This is a genomic window from Flavobacterium algoriphilum (genome assembly GCF_048158655.1).
GTDB classification, from domain to species: domain Bacteria; phylum Bacteroidota; class Bacteroidia; order Flavobacteriales; family Flavobacteriaceae; genus Flavobacterium; species Flavobacterium algoriphilum.
Map to the genome: position 1 here is coordinate 169,713 of NZ_JBLNKY010000002.1, position 15,420 is coordinate 185,132.

Genomic DNA, 15,420 nt, shown 5'->3' on the forward strand with positions numbered 1-15,420 from the left:
AAAATGAATATTCTCAAATTAATAGGCAGAGAAGAAGAAATATTTAAAAAAGATATTTTAACTTATGAAAATGAGTTATCTAAAATTGTTAGTAGTTCTTCTTTTTTAATAATTGGTGGTGCAGGATCCATAGGTCAAGCGGTAACCAAAGAAATATTTAAACGTAATCCAACTAAGTTGCATGTTGTCGATATAAGCGAAAATAACATGGTGGAACTAGTTCGGGATTTGAGAAGTTCTTATGGTTATATCGATGGAGATTTTCAAACTTTTGCTTTAGATATTGGGTCGATAGAATATGATGCGTTTATAAAATCAGATGGGAAATACGATTATGTATTGAATCTTTCCGCTTTGAAACATGTGCGTAGCGAAAAAGATGGATTTACCTTGATGAGAATGATAGATGTGAATGTTTTTAATACCGAGAAAACGTTACAGCAATCCATAGAAAATGGAACTAAAAAGTATTTTTGTGTTTCGACTGATAAGGCGGCCAATCCTGTAAATATGATGGGAGCATCCAAACGCATCATGGAAATGTATTTGATGCGAAAAAGCCAACAAATAAAAATTTCCACTGCTCGTTTTGCTAATGTGGCCTTTTCGGATGGCTCGTTATTGCACGGATTCAATCAGAGGATCACGAAAAAACAACCCATAGTGGCTCCAAATGATATTAAACGTTATTTCGTTACTCCTAAGGAATCAGGGGAGTTGTGTTTGATGTCCTGTGTTTTTGGAGAAAATAGAGATATTTTCTTTCCTAAATTAAGTGAGAATTTGCATTTGATTTCTTTTTCCGACATTGCGGTGAAATATTTGGCTGAAATTGGATATGAACCTTATTTGTGTGAATCGGAAGAGGACGCCAGAAATAGTGTTGATGATTTGATCGCACAAAAGAAATGGCCTTGTCTATTTACAGCCAGTGACACTACAGGAGAAAAGGATTTTGAAGAGTTTTTTACCGTTAGCGAGGTTTTGGATATGGAGCGTTTCGAAAATTTAGGTGTTATAAAAAATGACGTTAATTTTGACCCATCTAAATTAGAAAACTTCACCTCCAAAATTGCTCAAATGAAAGTTGATAAATCATGGAATAAAGAAGAAATTGTTGCTTTGTTTCATAATATGATCCCTAATTTTGGACATAAAGAAACGGGTAAATATTTAGATTCAAAAATGTAATTATGGCAGATTTTAATTCGGTTATATCCTTTATAAAAGCTCAGTATAAAACGGAAAGTTTTATTCCGTTGCATGTTCCTCATTTTGGAGGGAATGAAAAAAAATACTTATTAGAAACTATCGATTCTACTTTTGTATCCTCTGTAGGGGCTTACGTAAATCAATTTGAATTGATGATGGAAGGCATTACCCAAACTCAAAAAGCAGTTGCTGTTGTCAATGGTACTGCGGGGATTCAAGTGGCTTTGCGGTTAGTGGGTGTGAAAGCGGGGGATGAAGTATTGACACAAGCGTTAACTTTTGTGGCTACAGCGAATGCTATAGCCTACCAAAACGCAACCCCGATTTTTTTAGATGTTGATTTAGACACTATGGGATTGTCTCCCAAAGCAGTGGCGCAATTTTTAGAAGAATTTGGTAATTTGTGTGAGGACGGTTGCTACAATAAAAAGACTGGCAAAAAAATAAGTGCTTGTTTACCGATGCACACTTTTGGATTTCCAGTGCATTTAGATGAACTGATTGATGTTTGTAACGCTTGGAAAATTCCGGTGGTGGAAGATGCCGCAGAATCGTTAGGTAGTGTTTACAAAGGAAAGTCAACAGGGAGTTTAGGGAAGGTAGGTGTTTTTTCATTTAACGGGAATAAGATAGTGACCTCCGGAGGAGGAGGTGTTATAGTTACCAACGATATTTCAATAGGAGAGAAAGGAAAGTATCTAACCACTACGGCAAAAATTCCGCATCCTTATGAATATGTACATGATGAAATGGGGTATAATTTTAGGATGCCTAATTTGAATGCCGCTTTGGCTTGTGCACAATTGGAGCAGTTGGATGGTTTTTTAGAAAATAAAAGAAAATTAGCAAAAGAGTACCAATCTTTCTTTGCGAATAATGGAGTAAAATTCAGAACCGAAACGCCTGATACCAAAGCAAACTATTGGTTAATGTGTGTGGAGTTGGAGAATAAAGCCGAGCGAGATTTGTTTTTGGAAACTACCAACAGAAATAGTGTGATGACCAGACCAATATGGCAGTTGATGTACCGTTTGCCGATGTACGCCCATTGTCAGAAAGACGAACAGATTAATGCCGAATTTTTGGAAGAGCGGATTATTAATATACCAAGTAGTGTTAGATAGGAAAGTAATTCTTATTGGATATTCTGGGCATGCTTTTGTAGTTGCTGAAACGGCTTTGGAAAATGGTTTAGAAATTATTGGTTATTCTGATAAAAAAGAATCGAATTCAGACCCCTATAATTTATCATATTTAGGATTTGAAAATAATGATGATTTTATAGGATGGCAAAAGGAAGTTACTTTTGTTCTCGGAATAGGCAATAATAAGTTGAGACAAAATATTGCCAATTTGATTGAGAGCAAAGGAAAGACAGTCGATACAATTATACATAAAACAGCTCACATTTCAAAGAACGCGGTGATAGGGAGTGGTAGTTTTATTAATAAAAATGTTGTTGTCAATGCGCTTGCAGTAGTTGGGGAAAATGTAATATTAAATTCCGGCTGTATTGTTGAGCACGAATGTGTTTTAGCTGATGCGGTTCATATAGGGCCAGGAGCTGTTTTAGCAGGAAATGTTACTGTTGGCTATAGAACATTTGTGGGAGCCAATGCGGTAATAAAGCAAGGAATTGTTGTTGGAAAAGATGTTGTAATAGGAGCAGGAACTGTAGTTATTACCAATATACCTGATGGAAAAAAAGTAGTTGGAAATCCAGGCAGAATAATTTAAATATGAATAAAGTAATTATTATAGCCGAAGCAGGAGTAAATCATAACGGTGATATTCAAGTAGCTAAAAAGCTAATTGACGTGGCTGTAGATGCTGGAGTTGATTATGTTAAATTTCAGACTTTTAAAGCAGATAGTTTAGTAAGTAAATCGGCTAAAAAAGCAGAATATCAGAGCGTTAATATCAACGATGGTGATGACTCGCAGTATGCTATGTTGAAGAAATTAGAGTTGAGTCACGAAAATCATTTAGATCTAATGTCCTATTGCTCTGAAAGGAATATTCAGTTTTTCTCAACAGCCTTTGATGTTGAGGGTGTGAATTACCTTAATGATCTTGGACTTTCTTTTTTTAAAATTCCAAGTGGAGAAATAACGAATTATCCTTATCTCAGAGCAATTGCTTTATGCGGAAAACCAGTTATCATGTCAACTGGAATGTGTTCCGAAATTGAAATTAAACAGGCAATGGACGTTCTAGTGAAATTTGGTTTAAAAAAGGACAACATTTCGATATTACATTGCAATACAGAATATCCAACTTCTATGAAAGATGTAAATCTAAAGGCGATGTTGTCAATTCAGAAAACTTTTGGCGTACAGATTGGTTATTCTGATCATACCCTTGGTATTGAAGTCCCAATTGCCGCAGTGGCGATGGGCGCTACAATTATCGAGAAACACTTTACATTGGACAGAACTTTACCAGGACCGGACCATGTAGCTTCATTAGAGCCAGAGGAATTAAAAGCAATGGTTAAGGCGATACGAAATATAGAGTTGGCCTTGAGTGGAGATGGGCAAAAAATGCCAAGTGGCAGTGAGACAAAAAATATCTCGATAGCAAGAAAAAGTATCCATTTGACAAAAAATTTAACAAAAGGGCATGTTGTTTCGGAAGAAGATATTATTTCTTTACGACCAGGAGATGGAGTTTCTCCGATGGAATGGGAAAATATTGTAGGTAAAAAACTTGTTATAGATAAAAAAGAAGACGATAAATTATTCTTATCAGATATAACATGAGAATAGGAATATTAACTAGTTCAAGAGCTGATTACGGAATTTATCTTCCTTTGCTTGAAAAAATGAAAAGTGATTCTTTTTTTGAAATGGAGATTATTGCTTTTGGAACTCATTTGTCAAAAGGCCACGGATATACGGTAAAGGATATAGAGAAGGATGGGTATAGTTGTATACATTCCATATCCTCTTTGATTTCTAATGACGATGAACAATCTATAGCATCGTCTTATGGATTGACAGTACTGAAGTTTGCGGACTTTTGGGCTAGTCGCACATACGATTTGGTGTTCTGTTTGGGCGATCGTTTTGAAATGAGTGCTGCAGTACAGGCAGGAATTCCTTTTGGGGTGAAATTTGCCCATATACATGGGGGAGAAACCACATTGGGAGCGATAGACAATGTCTACCGCCACCAAATTACTTTAGCATCAATGTTGCATTTTACTGCTACAGATGTTTTTAGGGGAAAAGTAATAGATTTGTTAGGTTCCTCAGAAGGTATTTATTCTGTTGGAGCATTGAGCTTAAATGATATTAAATCCTTTGTTCCGATAGATAAGGCTACTTTCTTAGAGAAATTCTCTATACCTAAGGAAGAATTCGCCCTAGTGACTTTTCATCCGGAAACGATGTCGGTACATGAGAATGTTCAATATGCCCAAGCGATGAAAAATTCCTTAGCAACGATTTCAGAAATAATATTCGTAATTATCACATTGCCTAATGCCGATACTCAGGGATCGGTTTACAGAGAAGCAATTGAGCAATTGAAAAAGAAATTTCCTGACCGAATTTTGTTGATTGAAAACTTTGGTAAAGTTAACTATTTTTCAGCAATGCATTATGCCAAAATTTTGATAGGGAATACCTCTAGCGGGATTTTGGAAGCGGCATCATTTGGCAAGTATGTAGTTAATGTGGGAGACCGACAAAAAGGCAGAGTTCAAAGTGATAATGTTTTTAATTGTGAATTTAAAGAAACAACAATAATTGCAGTGGTTACCAAAGCCATTAGTTTTGAAAGATACAATGGGAAAAATGTTTATTTCAAAGAAGAAGTAGCCGATAACATAATTAAAATCGTAAAAGAATTTTTATGAGAATTTACAAAGACCATTTAATTCTTTCTGGAAGTACAATAAAGCTAGCTTTACTTCAATTCAATCAATTAGGTCAAGACGCTATATTATTTGTTGTTGATGCAGGAGATAAATTAATTGGTGCACTTACAGATGGAGATGTAAGAAGGGGATTACTTAAAGGGTTTACTATTGAAAGTTTTATCGATGAAATTATTCAGGATAATCCAAGATATATCATAAAAGGGGAAAATAATCTGGAAAAAATTATCGAATATCGTGAAGGTGATTTCAGAATTGTACCTGTAGTTGATGAAAATCATTGCGTAGTCAATGTTATTAATTTCAGGAAAATAAGATCTTATTTACCTATAGATGCCGTGATTATGGCTGGAGGTAGAGGTCAACGTTTGAAGCCTTTGACTGATACTATACCGAAACCACTTTTGAAAGTGGGGAATAAGGCTATTATGGAACACAATCTGGATCGATTGGCATTATTTGGAATTGATGATTTTTGGATTTCCGTAAAATATTTGGGTGAACAGATTGAAAGTCATTTTGGTCAGGGAAAAGAAAAAAATATTAAAATAGAATATGTTTGGGAAGAAAAATCCCTTGGAACAATAGGAGCTGTTTCTCAAATTAAAAATTTCGAACACGATTATATATTGGTAACGAACTCCGATTTGTTAACCAACATTGATTATGAACAGTTTTTCCTAGAATTTATTAAGCAAGGTGCGGATTTAGCAGTGTTAACCATTCCGTATCAGGTGAGTATCCCTTATGCTGTTTTGGAAACGAGTAATGGAACTGTAAAAAGTTTCAAGGAGAAACCAACTTATACTTATTATTCTAACGGTGGTATTTATTTGATGAAAAAAGAAATGTTGAAGTATATTCCTAAAGACACTTTTTTTGATGCTCCCGATTTAATGCAAGAATTGATTAATAATAATTTAAAAGTGATTTCTTTTCCCTTTTCTGGTTATTGGTTGGATGTGGGGAAGCATGAAGATTTCGAAAAAGCCCACATAGATATACATAATATTAAATTTTAGGATGAACATATTAATCACCCTTTGTGCTCGTGGAGGCTCTAAAGGAATACCAGGGAAAAACATCAAGTTGATAGCAGGTAAATCGCTTATTGCTTATTCGATCGATTTGACAAATAGATTAAAAGAGAAATGGAATGTAAAAGTAGCTTTGTCTACAGATGATTCTGAAATAAAGACCGTAGCAGCTGCTCAAGGTGTTTTTACGGAATATGTAAGACCAGAGTATTTAGCTACTGATGTAGCAGGTAAAATAGATACAATAAAAGATTTATTGTTATACGAGGAGTCTTTGGTAGATTATAAATATGATTTTGTTTTAGATTTAGACGTTACTTCTCCACTAAGAACAGTAGAGGATATAGAAAAATCTTTACAAATTATGATTTCTAATTCACAGGCAAAAAACCTATTTTCCGTAAATCAAGCGGCAAGAAACCCGTATTTCAATATGGTTGAAGAAAATAGTAATGGTTTTTATTCTTTAGTTAAAACCAATCCAGATGGAAGTGTGATGACACGTCAGTCAGCACCAAAAGTGTATGACCTAAATGCTTCATTTTATTGGTATAGACGCTCATTTTTTGATACAGATTCAAAAAGTGCAATTACCGATAAATCTTTGATTTATGCAATGGATCATATTTGTTTTGATTTGGATCATCCAGTAGATTTCTTGTTTATGGAGTATTTGTTGCAAAATAACAAACTAGATTTCGAATTATGAACGTCTTGATCATTGGCTTAGGCTCTATTGCAAAAAAACATATTACAGCTTTGCAATCTTTGAAAGTTGATGCTGAGATTTATGCATTGCGTTCCAACTTAAATGCGGTTAGTGAAGAAGATGTTGAGAATATTTATGATTTAGAGAATAATACAGTTGTATTCGATTTTGCCATTATCTCAAATCCAACTAATTTGCATTATAAGTATATTGAGAAATTAGCCCGTAGAGGAATTCCTTTGTTTATCGAAAAACCAGCAATTCACAGCCTTGAAAATTCAAAAGAATTAGTTCAGCTAATTGAAGATAAAAAAATAGTGACTTATGTTGCTTGTAATCTTAGATTTCATCCATGTATTGCATTCTTAAAAAAGAAATTAGAGATAGAGCCCTTAAGAGTTAATGAACTTAATGTGTATTGTGGTTCTTATTTGCCAGATTGGAGATCGGGAAAGGATTTCAGAACAATATACAGCGCAAATGCGTCAATGGGCGGAGGTGTGCATTTGGATTTGTTTCATGAATTAGATTATACTACATGGCTTTTTGGATTGCCTAGTAAAAGTAAATCAATTTTGCGAAATAGTTCAAGTTTGGAAATTGATGCAGTTGATTATGCTAATTATCTATTAGAATATGATTCTTTTACAGCAAATGTGGTTTTGAATTATTATAGGAGAAAACCAAAAAGGGAGATAGAAATTGTTTTGGATGAGGATACTTTGACGGTTGATTTGATAAAGAATGAAATAAAAAATGATGCTGGTGAATATTTGTTTCAAGCAATTGATTTTAGTGTAAAAGAGACTTATTTGCTTCAATTAGAGTATTTTATTGGTTGTTTGAAAAATAATCAAGTACCAATGAATAGTTTTGCAGCGTCTGTAGAAATTTTAAAAATTTGTTTGAATGACGAATAATAGATTAAAAGATAAAATAATAATAGTAACGGGAGGCTGTGGATTATTAGGCAAGGAAATTATAAAGGATCTTGTAGCTAAAGGATCCATTGCAATTAATGCAGATATTAACGTAGCCACAGATTTTAAAAAAAACACTCTTTCTGTTGATATCACTTCTGAGGAATCTATTGTGAACGCAATAAAATTGGTAACCGATTTTTATGGAAAAATAGACGGATTGGTTAATAATGCTTATCCAAGAACCAAAGATTGGGGGACAAAATTTGAGGATATTACTTATGAGTCTTGGCAAAAAAATGTGGATATGCAAATGAATACCACTTTTTTGTTTATTCAAAAGATAATGCCAGAGTTGCTAAAAACCAAAGGGTCAATTGTGAATATGACATCTATTTATGGAGTAGTTGGAAATGATTTGACTTTATATGAAAATACAAGTATCAATACAGCAGCACCTTATTCAGCTATAAAAGGGGGGGTTATTAATTTCACAAGATACTTAGCTTCTTATTATGGCAGACAAGGAGTACGAGTAAATTGTGTTTCTCCGGGCGGTATTTTTGATAATCAGCATGAGACTTTTGTAGCTAATTATGAAAAAAAAGTCCCGATGGGCAGAATGGGAAATCCGGATGATATTGCACCTGCAGTATCCTTTTTGCTGTCTGATGAAGCCAAATACATTACAGGACAGAATTTAATTGTAGATGGAGGATGGACTGCAATATGAAATCTTAAAAGTATTATGATCAAACTATTAGATTATCCATTTGATAATGCAATGCTTCTTAGAAAGCGTAAAGCAATACGCAAAGAGTTACTGCAAAAAACTTATACCAGAGAAATTAGAGTTGCGGTTTTAGGTGGGTCAACTACCAATGAATTGGTAAATGTTATTGAGCTTTTTCTTCTAAAACATGGTTTTCTTCCATCGTTTTATGAATCAGAATATAATAGATATTACGAAGATGCTATTTTTGGGAATGAGGAGCTTACAGCATTCAATCCAGAAATAATTTATATCCATACCACTCACGAAAATGTTTCTGAATTCCCTTCTTTTCACGCTAATATTGAAGAGGTGGAATTGGTATTTGATAATGAACTATTCAGATTTCAAAGTATTTGGAAGTCATTGAAAAAATTTAATTGTCCTATTATCCAGAATAATTTTGATTTTCCACTTAACAGGAGTCTAGGAAATTTAGATTGTTATGATATTCATGGAAAAACTTATTTTTTAAATAGATTAAATCTTAGTTTTGCCAAAGAAGCGCAATTTAATAAAGTATTGTATATAAATGACATTAATTATTTGTCGGCCTCTATTGGTTTGCAAAATTGGTTTGATAAAAACATTTGGTTTACTGCTAAATATGCTATTAGTTTTGATGCCATTCCTACATTGGCAAATAACATTGTGAATATTATTGCGTCAATTTTAGGGATGTCAAAGAAATGTCTCGTTTTAGACTTAGATAATACTTGTTGGGGAGGTATAATTGGAGATGACGGATTAAATGGTATTAAACTAGGGAATGAAACAGCAGCAGGAGAAGCCTATATGGTATTTCAGCACTATGTAAAAGAATTAAAACAACGAGGGGTAATACTAGCAGTTTCATCCAAGAATGACCACGAAATTGCTAAAGAAGCTTTTACACATTCCGATAGTATTTTGAGTTTTGAAGATTTTACTTCATTTAAAGCAAATTGGGAACCTAAATATTTGAATATTGAAAAAATTGCAAGCGAGATAAATATAGGGCTTGACAGTTTGGTGTTTATTGACGATAATGCAGTGGAAAGAAATATAGTAGAATCTCAGCTTCCAGTTGTAGCAGTTCCTAATGTTGGTGACAATATCTTAAATTTTATAGACTATATTGAACAAAATGGATATTTTGAAGCAGTAAGTCTTTCGGCTGATGATATTAATAGAAATAAGTTTTATTCTGACAATCAAAAAAGGGCAAAAGAACACTCTGTATTTGATAATTACCAGGATTTCTTATCCTCTTTAGCTATGGAAGCGGAAATTAAACCGTTTGAACATGTTTATGTTGAGAGAATAACGCAATTGATAAATAAGACTAATCAATTTAATCTGACTACTAAACGATATGTGGTAACAGAAATAGAATCAATTACAGACAGTGAAAATTTTATTCCATTATATGGTAAATTGACGGATAAATTCGGCGATAATGGTTTAATTTCTATTGTTATTGGAGAAATAGTAGGGAACAAGTGTATTGTTGATACTTGGTTGATGAGTTGTAGAGTTTTAAAACGGGATATGGAATTTGCAATGCTTGACATGTTGGTTCAAGAATGTAAAAAAAGAAATTTGAACGAAATAATTGGTGTTTACAAGAAAACGCCTAAAAATAATATGGTTGCTAATTTGTTTACAGAGTTTGGATTTGAATTTTCGGAAAATGAAAATGAAGAAACGGCAAATTGGAAACTGATAGTAAAGGATTATAGCAAAAAAGAAATTACAATAAAAATTAATTAAAATGATAAGAGAAGAATTATTTGGAAAATTGCAGGAAATATTTAGAGATATTTTTGATGATGAAACACTTGAAATAAGCGATTCTACAAACTCATCTGACATTGATGATTGGGATTCTATAAATCATATTAATCTTGTGGTAGCAATTGAAAATGAGATTCATATTAAATTTAGTTTCGATGATCTTGCAGCGCTTAAAAATGTAGGAGCTATGGTTGATTTAATGATGGTTAAAATGACAAAATAGATGCAAGAATATTTGTTTTCAGATATTAAAATAGGATTAAAATATTCTTTTGAGGCGGAAATAGACGAAGCCCGAATGCAAAGGTTTCTTGAAATTTCAGGGGATAATAATCCGATGCATATTGATGCAGAATATGCAAAATCGAAAGGAATGATAGGTCGAGTAGTATATGGAATGCTTACCTCTTCATTTTATTCAACATTAGTTGGTGTTTACTTACCTGGAAAGTTCGCCTTATTACATTCAATTGAAGTGCAGTTTTTAAAACCAGTTTTTATTGGGGACGAACTTGTTATAATTGGAGAAGTGTCTTCCGTGAATGAAATGTTTCGTCAGATTGAGGTGAAAGCCTACATATTAAACCAAAATTTAGAAAAAATTTCAAGAGCAAAAATTAAAATTGGGTTAGTAAATGAATAATGTCATATTTATCACAGGTGCATCTTCAGATATAGGGGAAGCACTAATTAAAAGTTTAACGGAGGAATGTGTAATTATAGCACATTATAATAGCAACAACAAAAGATTATTGCAGTTACAAAAAGAAACTAAAAATAAGATTTTTCCAATACAAGCCGATTTTTCTTACAATGAAAGTATAATTAAAATGCTTGATACTATTGAATCTGAAATTGGTGTACCTAATAAAATTATACATTTAGCAGCACCTAAGTTTGAAAATTTACGATTTAAAGATGTTAATTGGAATAATTTTCAAAATGAAATAAATGTAAGTTTAGGGTCAATTACTCTAATATTAAATCGGTTTCTGCCAAAAATGGCATTGCAAAAAAGAGGCAGAGTTGTAACTATTTTGTCTAGTGTTGTTTTAGGAGTTCCTCCTAAAGCATTAACCCAATACACAACCGTAAAGTATGCTCTTTTGGGATTAATGAGAGCATTAGCTTCTGAATATGCTGACAAAAAAATTACCGTAAATTGCATTTCGCCTTCAATGGTTGAAACTCAATTCTTATCCCACATAAACGAAAGGATAGTTGAGTTAGCAGCTGAAGCGCATCCATTAAAAAGAAATGCTACCGTTTTAGATGTTATTCCTAGCATAATGATGCTTATGTCAGATGATGCCGCTTATATAAATGGGGTTAATATCCCAATTACCGGTGGAAGTAATTTTTAAAAATATGAATATATCATTAGGTTCTTTAAATGATGTTGCGGATATCATGTTATTCATTAATTCAGAATGGAAAGAAGGACATATTTTGGCAAGAGATGAAGATTTTTTTAGATATGAACACCAAAGTAAAGATCAAATAAATTTTGTTGTTTCAAAAGACGAGAATATGAAGATCAATGGGGTACTTGGTTTTATACCTAGTGCCTTAGAGGAGAGCTCTGATGTTTGTACGGTAATTTGGAAGGTGTCTAAGAATAGTCAAAATCCGATATTAGGTATCCAGTTATTACAATTTTTGCAAAAAGAAAAGGGTGTTAGGATAGTTTTAAGTGTTGGCATTAATAAAAAAACAATCGGAATTTATAAATATCTTGGGATGTACACTGATTCACTTAATCAGTTTGCAATGCTTAATAAAAATATTCAAGAGTTTAAGATTGCAAAAGTTAATAAATTAAAAGACTTCGATAGTACTTCTGTTTCTTTAGATGTCAATTATGACATAAAATTGGTAAATCAAGAGCTTGATTTGTCGTATTTTAATTTTGAAGAATACAAACAAAATATTCCTTTTAAAAACAAGAAATATTTTCACAAAAGATATTTTGAACATCCAATATATCAATATAGTGTTTACGGTGCTTATTTTAAGGATAAGCCTGTTGGTCTGATTGTAACGAGAGTGCAATCCTATAATGAATTCAAAGCACTAAGAATTGTTGATTTTATTGGACAAGAAAAGTGTTTACTAAGTTTTGGTAATTTTTTCTCGGAATTAATAGTTAAGGAAAGGTATGAGTATGCCGATTTTTATTGCTTTGGTTTGGATCAAGAAGTTTTAAGTAATGCTGGATTTTATATAATCGATCCTTTTAAGGAAGATCTAATAATACCAAACTATTTTGCTCCTTATTTACAAAAAAATATTACAATTTATTTTTTTGCGGATACTAACAAAATTGAATCTTTAAGACTTTTTAAAGCGGATGGAGATCAAGATAGACCAAATTAAAAAAAGTATGTCAGATATAAGTGTAATAATGTACCATTATGTACGTGAAATAAAAAACTCTCGATTTCCTGAAATTAAGGGGCTTGAAACGGAGCTGTTTCGGGAACAACTAAAATTTCTTAAAAAACATTATAATTTTGTGACGACTGAAGAAGTAATCGATAGTGTGTATAACAATTATAAATTACCGACAAAGTCGGTTTTGCTTACTTTTGATGATGGCTATGTTGATCATTATAACAATGTATTTCCAATCCTTCAAGAGTTTGATGTACAGGGAAGTTTTTATATCCCAGTAAAAGCAGTCAGAGATCACAAGATGCTAGACGTAAATAAGATACATTTTATATTAGCGGCGGTGTTTGATAAAAATAAAATTATTTTAGACATTAAGTTTTTAATCGAAAACTCTAAATTAGAATATAATCTCCACGATTTTGACTATTATTATAAAAAACTTGCGGTTGAGTGGAGGCATGACACAGCCGAAGTTATTTTTATAAAGAGACTGTTGCAAGTAGAACTTGCCGAGGATGTTAGGGGTAAAATTGTTGATTTTTTGTTTGATAAATATTTGCAAATTAATGAGTCTGAATTTGCCAAAGAATTGTATCTGAATGAAACTCAGGTTAAGGAAATGTTGAAAGGAGGCATGCATATAGGATGTCACGGTTACAATCATTTTTGGTGGAATAGATTGAAAGCTGAAGAACTTGAAAAAGAAATAGATTTGTCATTGAATTTTTTAAGTGAAATGGGAGTAGATATTTCCAATTGGACAGCAGCATACCCTTATGGTTCTTACAGTGAAGAAGTAGAAAAATTCTTGAGACAAAAAAAATGTCGACTAGCATTCACTTCTGAGGTCAGTCTTGCGAATACCTCAATAAAGTCAAGCCTATTAATGGGTAGGCTAGATACAAACAATATTTCTAAAAATTCAAACGAGTTGCCTAATGATTGGTATAAAAAATCGAATTAAATTTTTTTATGTTTTTAAAAAATATTTATTATAAAATTAAGTTTGATTTGTCGTCAGATCGAATAGGTCCTGATATTCCATTTACGCATTGGAAATTATTTTTTCCAAATAAAATGATAAAACTTTGTAAGTGTAAATTCTTAAAATTTGAAGACACCGCTCAATTTAGACCAGGAGCTTATGCTGTTGGTTGCTCACAGATTGAAATTGGGAAAAGAGTTGTAATTCGGCCAGGATGTAGACTTTTTGGGGAATCTCCGGAATTGGATTTAACGATTACGATTGAAGATGATGTCATGTTAGGAAGTGGCGTTCATATTTATATTAATAATCACCGATTTGATATGGTAGGTATTCCAATAATTGATCAAGGAGTTTATCCGCCGAAAGCTGTTATCCTGAAAAGGGGCTGTTGGATTGGTGCCAATGCAATTATATTACCGGGCGTGACTATCGGTGAAAATTCAGTTGTAGGAGCTGGTTCTGTAGTTACTAAATCGGTACCTTCAGGAGTTGTTGCGGCAGGTAATCCTGCTAAAATTATTAAAAGGATTGAATAAATTATGAAATTTAATAAAGTTGTTTTTGTTCGCTATTTTCCTTTAACCAAAGCTATATATACAGATTTGTATTTTCAGGAATTGATGCAAAACAATATTCAGGTTGAATACTTAGACATAACAAGTTTGTTTTATCCTGAGACTATAGCAACAGTGCCTTTCGAATTTGCAGGTACTGTAAAAATTGCTTCTTACAAGCAATTGGAGACCTATTTGAAAGAGCAATACAATGAAACTATATTATATATTTCTTTAATGACTTTTGAATGGCGGGTTTTTAGATTGTTTAGGCTGTTTACAAAATTTAATCTTAATTTGGCAGTATTTGCTAGAGGAGTTTTCCCTAGTAGTGCTGAACCGGATAAGAAATCTAAAATTGTAAGGGTTGTCAAAGCAATAAATTTCGAAAGAGTTGCGGCTTTTTGTGCTAATAAAATCACTTCACTTGCTAAAAAAGGAGGTTTTATAAAATCGTATGATTATATTTTTAAAGCTGGAGAGTACGGATATTGGGGACTTGGAATTGGAAGTGAAATTGATGTCCAAAAAGCGAAAATAGTTGAAGTAAATACGGTTGATTATGACCAATTCTTGCTTCACAAAGAATTACCATCCTTGCATGAAGAAGAATATATCGTTTTTTTAGACCAATACTTACCTTATCATCCAGATGCTAGCTTTTTAAAGATAAAAACAGTTGAATCAGAACTCTATTTTAAGGAAGTAAATGGTTTCTTTGACAGATTAGAATTGGTAACAGGCAAGAAAGTTATTATTGCGGCACATCCTAAAGCAGAACGTTACAAGGATTTTAATCCATTTAATAAAAGGCAAATTTATTTCAATCAATCAAATGATTTAGTAAGAGAAGCATCGTTCGTTTTAACGCATGCTAGTACAGCAGTATGTTTCCCTATCTGTTATAAAAAAAAGATAGTTTTACTGGTTAGTGATTATCTAAATGAGGTATTACCACAATTTTTAATAGTCGCTAAATCTATTGTAAATGCCTGCGATGTGACTATAATTGCAATGGATAAAGAAAATGAAATTCATATTCCAGAGTTAATAAATTTGAGTAAATACAATGATTTCAATTATAAATATTTAACCTCCATAGAAAGCGAAAATCAATTATCGAAAGATATTTTTATACACTTTTTGAAATCAGAAGATAAATCTACCCAATAAAG

Annotated in this window: 17 protein-coding genes; all 17 read left to right on the forward strand. The window is 32.6% G+C overall.

The features are described from left to right. Nucleotides 1-3 precede the first annotated feature (3 nt). From ACM55G_RS05570 to ACM55G_RS05650, 17 genes are read left to right on the forward strand one after another with little or no spacing between them, the layout of a single operon-like run. Nucleotides 4-1,191, forward strand: coding sequence for a UDP-N-acetylglucosamine 4,6-dehydratase (locus ACM55G_RS05570; RefSeq protein ID WP_416842908.1), 1,188 nt, complete (start codon nt 4-6; stop codon nt 1,189-1,191). A gap of 2 nt (nt 1,192-1,193) precedes the next feature. Continuing rightward, nucleotides 1,194-2,336, forward strand: a complete 1,143-nt coding sequence (locus ACM55G_RS05575; protein ID WP_416842909.1) for a LegC family aminotransferase — start codon at nt 1,194-1,196, stop codon at nt 2,334-2,336. Then, nucleotides 2,326-2,949 carry an acetyltransferase gene (locus ACM55G_RS05580; RefSeq protein ID WP_416842910.1) on the forward strand — a complete coding sequence of 208 codons (624 nt, stop codon included), beginning with the start codon at nt 2,326-2,328 and terminating at the stop codon, nt 2,947-2,949. The genes ACM55G_RS05575 and ACM55G_RS05580 overlap by 11 nt, the downstream gene beginning before the upstream one ends. 2 nt (nt 2,950-2,951) lie before the next feature. Next, nucleotides 2,952-3,974, forward strand: a complete 1,023-nt coding sequence (neuB, locus tag ACM55G_RS05585) for an N-acetylneuraminate synthase (RefSeq protein WP_416842911.1) — start codon at nt 2,952-2,954, stop codon at nt 3,972-3,974. After that, nucleotides 3,971-5,074 carry a UDP-N-acetylglucosamine 2-epimerase gene (gene neuC / locus ACM55G_RS05590; protein ID WP_416842912.1) on the forward strand — a complete coding sequence of 368 codons (1,104 nt, stop codon included), beginning with the start codon at nt 3,971-3,973 and terminating at the stop codon, nt 5,072-5,074. The genes neuB and neuC overlap by 4 nt, the downstream gene beginning before the upstream one ends. After that, on the forward strand, nt 5,071-6,117 hold the full coding sequence (locus tag ACM55G_RS05595; RefSeq protein WP_416842913.1) for a nucleotidyltransferase family protein: 1,047 nt from the start codon (nt 5,071-5,073) through the stop codon (nt 6,115-6,117). Before neuC ends, ACM55G_RS05595 begins: the two co-directional genes overlap by 4 nt. A gap of 1 nt (nt 6,118) precedes the next feature. Further along, complete coding sequence (locus ACM55G_RS05600) at nt 6,119-6,841, forward strand: acylneuraminate cytidylyltransferase family protein (RefSeq protein WP_416842914.1); 723 nt, start codon at nt 6,119-6,121, stop codon at nt 6,839-6,841. Beyond that, on the forward strand, nt 6,838-7,761 hold the full coding sequence (locus tag ACM55G_RS05605) for a Gfo/Idh/MocA family protein (RefSeq protein WP_416842915.1): 924 nt from the start codon (nt 6,838-6,840) through the stop codon (nt 7,759-7,761). The genes ACM55G_RS05600 and ACM55G_RS05605 overlap by 4 nt, the downstream gene beginning before the upstream one ends. Beyond that, nucleotides 7,751-8,494, forward strand: coding sequence for an SDR family oxidoreductase (locus ACM55G_RS05610; RefSeq protein ID WP_416842916.1), 744 nt, complete (start codon nt 7,751-7,753; stop codon nt 8,492-8,494). The genes ACM55G_RS05605 and ACM55G_RS05610 overlap by 11 nt, the downstream gene beginning before the upstream one ends. Nucleotides 8,495-8,509: 15 nt before the next feature. Further along, complete coding sequence (locus tag ACM55G_RS05615) at nt 8,510-10,285, forward strand: HAD-IIIC family phosphatase (RefSeq protein ID WP_416842917.1); 1,776 nt, start codon at nt 8,510-8,512, stop codon at nt 10,283-10,285. Nucleotide 10,286: 1 nt separating this feature from the next. Further along, complete coding sequence (locus ACM55G_RS05620; RefSeq protein ID WP_416842918.1) at nt 10,287-10,532, forward strand: acyl carrier protein; 246 nt, start codon at nt 10,287-10,289, stop codon at nt 10,530-10,532. Further along, a complete protein-coding gene (locus tag ACM55G_RS05625) occupies nt 10,533-10,952 on the forward strand; it encodes a MaoC family dehydratase (RefSeq protein ID WP_416842919.1) in 420 nt (139 codons plus the stop codon). Beyond that, on the forward strand, nt 10,945-11,673 hold the full coding sequence (locus tag ACM55G_RS05630) for an SDR family NAD(P)-dependent oxidoreductase (protein ID WP_416842920.1): 729 nt from the start codon (nt 10,945-10,947) through the stop codon (nt 11,671-11,673). The genes ACM55G_RS05625 and ACM55G_RS05630 overlap by 8 nt, the downstream gene beginning before the upstream one ends. 4 nt (nt 11,674-11,677) lie before the next feature. Next, a complete protein-coding gene (locus ACM55G_RS05635) occupies nt 11,678-12,685 on the forward strand; it encodes a hypothetical protein (protein ID WP_416842921.1) in 1,008 nt (335 codons plus the stop codon). A gap of 7 nt (nt 12,686-12,692) precedes the next feature. Continuing rightward, entirely contained in the window at nt 12,693-13,667 is a 975-nt protein-coding gene (locus ACM55G_RS05640; RefSeq protein WP_416842922.1) for a polysaccharide deacetylase family protein, read from the forward strand. Nucleotides 13,668-13,675: 8 nt separating this feature from the next. Then, a complete protein-coding gene (locus tag ACM55G_RS05645) occupies nt 13,676-14,227 on the forward strand; it encodes an acyltransferase (RefSeq protein ID WP_416842923.1) in 552 nt (183 codons plus the stop codon). A gap of 3 nt (nt 14,228-14,230) precedes the next feature. Next, a complete protein-coding gene (locus ACM55G_RS05650) occupies nt 14,231-15,418 on the forward strand; it encodes a hypothetical protein (protein ID WP_416842924.1) in 1,188 nt (395 codons plus the stop codon). Nucleotides 15,419-15,420: the final 2 nt, after the last annotated feature.